Genomic DNA, 4,735 nt, shown 5'->3' with positions numbered 1-4,735 from the left:
CTGCGGTTCACCGTCACCGCGCAGGCGACCGGGTCGTCCCCGGCCGCCTCCGCCAGCCGGCGCCGCAACCCGGCCAGCAACCGACCGTCCACCGTGCCGCCGGTCGGCCCCAGCACCTCGGTCACCCGCACGTCGAGGTCCGTGCCGGCCGCCGCCACCGCCGCCGGGATGTCCACCTTGCGGTGGTACGCGGCGGTGAGCAGCAGCGGCACCAGCACCGCCCGGGAGTGCCCGTCGGCGGCCAGTCCCCGCAGCACCTCCGTCGGACCGGGGTCGGTGTGGTCGAGCCAGCTCGGCAGCACCGGGCGGCCGGGACACGTGGCCGCCACCGCCCGGGCCAGCGCCCGGGTCGCCTCGGCCGCCCGCGGATCGCGGCTGCCGTGCGCCACCAGCACCACAGGTGGCGCGGCCGTCAGGTGTGCAGCCCGCACTCGGTCTTCTCGAACATCGCCCAGCGGCCCGCCCGGGGGTCCTCCCCCGCCCTGGTCCGGCGGGTGCACGGCCAGCAGCCGATCGAGCCGTAGCCCCGGGCGAACAACTCGTTCACCGGAATGTCGTGCCGGGCCACGTACGCGTCCACCTCACGCTGCGTCCAGGCGGCGATCGGGTTCACCTTGACCTTGCCGCGGCGCGGGTCGAAGCCCACCACAGGCGTGTTCGCCCGGGTCGGCGACTCCTCCCGGCGCAGCCCGGCGGCCCAGGCGTCGTACCCGGCGAGCGCCCGCTCCAGCGGTTCCACCTTGCGCAACTGGCAGCAGTCGTCCGGCGACCGGCTGAACAGGCGCGGCCCGTACTGGCCGTCCTGCTGCCCGACGGTCATCCGGGGGCGGATCGAGCGGACCCGCACCGGCATCCGCCGGGCCACCTCGTCGCGGACCCGCAGGGTCTCCGGGAAGTGCAGCCCGGTGTCCAGGAACACCACGTCCACGCCGGGAGCGACCCGGGAGACCAGGTGCGCCAACACGCCGTCGGCCATCGAACTGGTCACGCAGAACCGCTCGCCGAACGTCTCCACCGCCCACCTGGCGATCTCGATCGCGGGCGCGTCCGCCAGCTCCCGCCCGGCCTCCTCGGCGAGCGCGCGCAACTCCTCCGGGTCCCGCCGGGCCGGGTCGGCGGGACCGGCCGCGCCGACCAGGCCCAGGCCCGCGGCGGAGACCAGGCCGCTCACCGGGCCACCGCCCGGCCCAGCAGACCGGTGAACTTCACCGAGAAGACCCGCGCGCACGCGTGGCACTCCCACGCGCCGTGCCCGGCCTCGTGCGGTCGCAGGTCCTCCTCCCCGCAGTAGGGGCAGTAGAGAGGCGCAGATCGGGCGTCGCTCATCGTGCCGCCTCGCTTCGCTCGCCGGCACGGTGAGGCACGGCCGCGCTGAGCCGGATGATTCGCTCGCTTCGCTCACTCATCGGAGCTCCTCCTCGTCGACTCTGATCACCCAGCGGGCGAACGTCTCGCCCTCGGTCCGGCCGGCCAGGTAGCGGCGGGCCAGCCGTTCCACGTACTCCGGAAGGTCGTCGGCGGTGGTCTTCAGGCCGCGCAGCTTGCGGCCGAAACCGGCGGTCTGGCCGGCGGCCATGCCGAGGCCGCCACCCAGGTGCACCTGGAAGCCCTCGACCTGCCGGCCGTCCGGGCCGACCACGAGCTGGCCCTTGAGCCCGATGTCCGCGACCTGGGTGCGGGCGCAGGCGTTCGGGCACCCGTTGAGGTGGATGGAGATGTCCGCGTCGAAGTCGCGCAGCCGCTCCTCCAGCCGGGCCACCAGCTCCTCGCCACGCCGCTTGGTCTCCACGATGGCCAGCTTGCAGAACTCGATGCCGGTGCAGGCCATGGTGCCGCGCCGCCAGGCCGACGGCCGGGCCTCCAGGCCGATCCCGCGCAACGCCGTCACCAGGGACTCGGTCCGCTCCGGCGCCACGTCCAGCACCAGCAACTTCTGGTACGGGGTGAGCCGCACCCGGTCGCTGCCGTGCTCCTGCGCGACGTCGGCCAGCCGGGCCAGCTGGGTGCCGGAGACCCGGCCCACCACCGGGGCCGCGCCCACGTAGTTGGCGCCGTCGCGCTGCGGGTGCACGCCGATGTGGTCCACCGGCTTCGCCGGCAGCTCCGCGGCCGGCCCGTCGAGCAGCGCGCGGCCCAGGTATTCCTTCTCCAGCACCTCGCGGAAGCGCTCCACACCCCAGTCGGCGACCAGGAACTTCAGCCGGGCCCGGTTGCGCAGCCGCCGGTAGCCGTAGTCGCGGAAGATGCCGACCACGCCGGCCCACACGTCCGGCACCTCGTGCAGCGGCACCCAGACGCCGAGCCGCTTGGCCAGCATCGGGTTGGTGGACAGCCCGCCGCCCACCCAGACGTCGAAGCCGGGGCCGTGCTCAGGGTGGTCGACGCCGAGGAACGCGATGTCGTTCGCCTCGTACGGCGTGTCGACCAGCCAGGAGATCGAGGTCTTGAACTTGCGGGGCAGGTTGGAGAACGCCTTGTCGCCGACGTACCGGCGGACGATCTCGTCGATCGCCGGCGTCGGGTCGAGCAGCTCGTCCCGGGCCACCCCGGCGACCGGGCTGCCGAGCACGATCCGCGGGCAGTCGCCGCAGGCCTCGGTGGTCTGCAGGCCGACCGCCTCCAGCCGGCGCCAGATCTCCGGCATGTCCTCGACCCGGATCCAGTGGTACTGGATGTTCTGCCGGTCGGTGATGTCGGCGGTGTCCCGGGCGAACTCGCGGGAGATCTCCGCGACCACGCGCAGCTGGGCCAGGCTGAGCTGGCCGCCGTCCACCCGGACCCGGAGCATGAAGAACTCGTCCTCCAGCTCGTGCGGCTCCAGCACGGCGGTGCGCCCGCCGTCGATGCCGGCCTTGCGCTGGGTGTAGAGCCCCCACCAGCGGAACCGGCCCCGCAGGTCCTGCGGGTCGATCGAGGCGAAGCCCCGGTGGGCGTAGATGTTCTCGATCCGGTCCCGCACGTTGAGCGGGTCGTCGTCCTTCTTGATCCGCTCGTTGGGGTTGAGCGGCTCACGGTGCCCGAGTGCCCACTGGCCCTCGCCGCGCGGTCGACGGGGCGCCCGTGCGGCGGGAGCCGGGTGGTCCGAGCGGGTGGGGGTGCTGCTGACCGCCATCGCGGCGTCCTCCGATTGTCTGCTGCGGTGCCTGGAGCGCGGACGCGGCGGCCGGCCCAGAAGGGCCGAGGACGGCGGTGTCGGTGACGGCCGGCGCGGAGCGCGCCCGAGACGGATGGGTCGGGCGTCGTCAGTGGGCCGGACAGATCGCGCTGCGCACGCGGCCGTAGTCGACGTGGCGACGTGCCACGAAGCGGCGGACGACAGCGGCGGTCATGGGCCTCATGCTGCCACACCACCGTCCCACCGACCACCGCCCGCCCCGGTGATCCCACATCACGGGCGCCCTCGCCTCGATCGACACCCGTCCACCCCCCACCCCCCGTGACCAGCGTCACTCCCGCGCCGGACCGTCGATCATGAGGTTGGCGGGGACAAGAAGGACGGCGGATGCCGTCAACCTCATGATCGACCGTCGGGGCCCGGCGCCCGGGGGACCGGTGGGGTGGAATCGGCGGAGCGGGGTGGTGGGGGCGGGCGGGCGTGTGACGGTGGGGAGGTGAGCGCGTTCGCCGAGCCTGCGCCGTCCCGAACCCGCCTCGGTTGGCCGGTGTGGGTCGTACCGGGGTTGCTCACGCTGGCGGTCACGCTGGTCGGGATCGGACACGCGCAGCCGTGGCGCGACGAGCTGGCCACCTGGAGCGCCGCCACCCGTCCGCTGCCCGACCTGGTCCGGCTGACCCGCGTCATCGACGCCGCCACCGGGCCGTACTACGCGCTCGTGCACGGGTGGACGGCTCTGGTCGGCACCTCGCCGACGGCGTTACGCCTGCCCTCCGCGCTGGCCATGGCCGCCGCCGCCGCGTCGACCGCCCGGCTCGGCGCACGCCTCGCCGGTGACCGCGCCGGGCTGCTGGCGGGCCTGCTGTTCGCGGTGCTGCCGGCCACCTCGCGGTACGGCCAGGAGGCCCGCCCGTACGCGCTCGCGACGCTGTTCGCCGTGCTCGCCACGCTGCTGCTGGTCGACGCGCTGCGCCGGCCGACCTGGCGACGCTGGACCGGGTACGCGCTCGCCGTCGCCGCGCTCGCCCTGGTCCACCTGATCGCGCTCACCCTGCTCGCCGCGCACGCCGTGGTGGTGCTGCTGACCGCCGTACGCGGACCGGCGGCGGTCGTCGACCCGCCCGACGGGTCCCGGGAGGCACCGGCGCCCGGCCGCCGGGTACTGGCGCGGTGGCTGCTGGCGCTGCTGCCGGCAGTCGTGCTCGTCACCCCGCTGGCGCTCGTCGCCCGGGGCCAGCGCGGCCGGCAACTCGACTGGGTGGACCCGGCCCGCCTGTCGGATCTGGCGGCGTTGCCCGGTGGGCTGGCGCAGAGCGGCGTGGTGGGTGGGTTCCTGCTGGCCCTCGCGGCGCTCGGCGCGGTCCGGCTGGGCCGGCGGGCGCTGCTGCCCGGAGCCGCCGTACTACTGCCGGTGCTGCTGCTCTTCGTCGCCGGGACGGTGGTGCCGCTCTGGGTGACCCGCTACCTGGTCTTCACCGTGCCGTTCGCCTGCCTGCTCGCCGGCGCGGCCCTGGCCGGGACCACGCCGGCCGGGACCACGCCGGTCGAGGCCGTCCCGGCCGGAACCACGTCCACCGGGACCGCGCCGACGAGGGCCGCGCCCACCGGGACCGCGGTCAG

Annotated in this window: 5 protein-coding genes; 1 reads left to right on the top strand and 4 read right to left on the bottom strand. The window is 75.0% G+C overall.

Annotated elements, in window-relative coordinates; genetic code table 11:
• The 4 genes from HUW36_RS25870 to HUW36_RS25855 all read right to left on the bottom strand — a co-directional run.
• Positions 1-398 (bottom strand): sirohydrochlorin chelatase (locus HUW36_RS25870; RefSeq protein ID WP_174530539.1); only part of this gene is annotated, 398 nt, incomplete at its 3' end.
• Between the two features lie 14 nt (positions 399-412).
• Positions 413-1,171 carry a phosphoadenylyl-sulfate reductase gene (locus HUW36_RS25865; RefSeq protein WP_174530538.1) on the bottom strand — a complete coding sequence of 253 codons (759 nt, stop codon included), beginning with the start codon at positions 1,169-1,171 and terminating at the stop codon, positions 413-415.
• On the bottom strand, positions 1,168-1,326 hold the full coding sequence (locus HUW36_RS25860; protein ID WP_174530537.1) for an IS1 family transposase: 159 nt from the start codon (positions 1,324-1,326) through the stop codon (positions 1,168-1,170). Before HUW36_RS25860 ends, HUW36_RS25865 begins: the two co-directional genes overlap by 4 nt.
• Positions 1,327-1,402: 76 nt before the next feature.
• Positions 1,403-3,112 carry a nitrite/sulfite reductase gene (locus HUW36_RS25855; RefSeq protein WP_174530536.1) on the bottom strand — a complete coding sequence of 570 codons (1,710 nt, stop codon included), beginning with the start codon at positions 3,110-3,112 and terminating at the stop codon, positions 1,403-1,405.
• Positions 3,113-3,611: 499 nt separating this feature from the next.
• Between HUW36_RS25855 and HUW36_RS25850 the strand changes: the two genes are divergently transcribed.
• Positions 3,612-4,735: glycosyltransferase family 39 protein (locus HUW36_RS25850; protein WP_174530535.1), on the top strand; the 1,124-nt coding region annotated here is incomplete at its 3' end.

This window comes from Micromonospora maritima, from assembly GCF_902825405.1.
Taxonomy (GTDB): domain Bacteria; phylum Actinomycetota; class Actinomycetes; order Mycobacteriales; family Micromonosporaceae; genus Micromonospora; species Micromonospora maritima.
The sequence above is the reverse complement of the archived record's forward strand: the minus strand, read 5'-3'. Positions and strand labels throughout refer to the sequence as shown.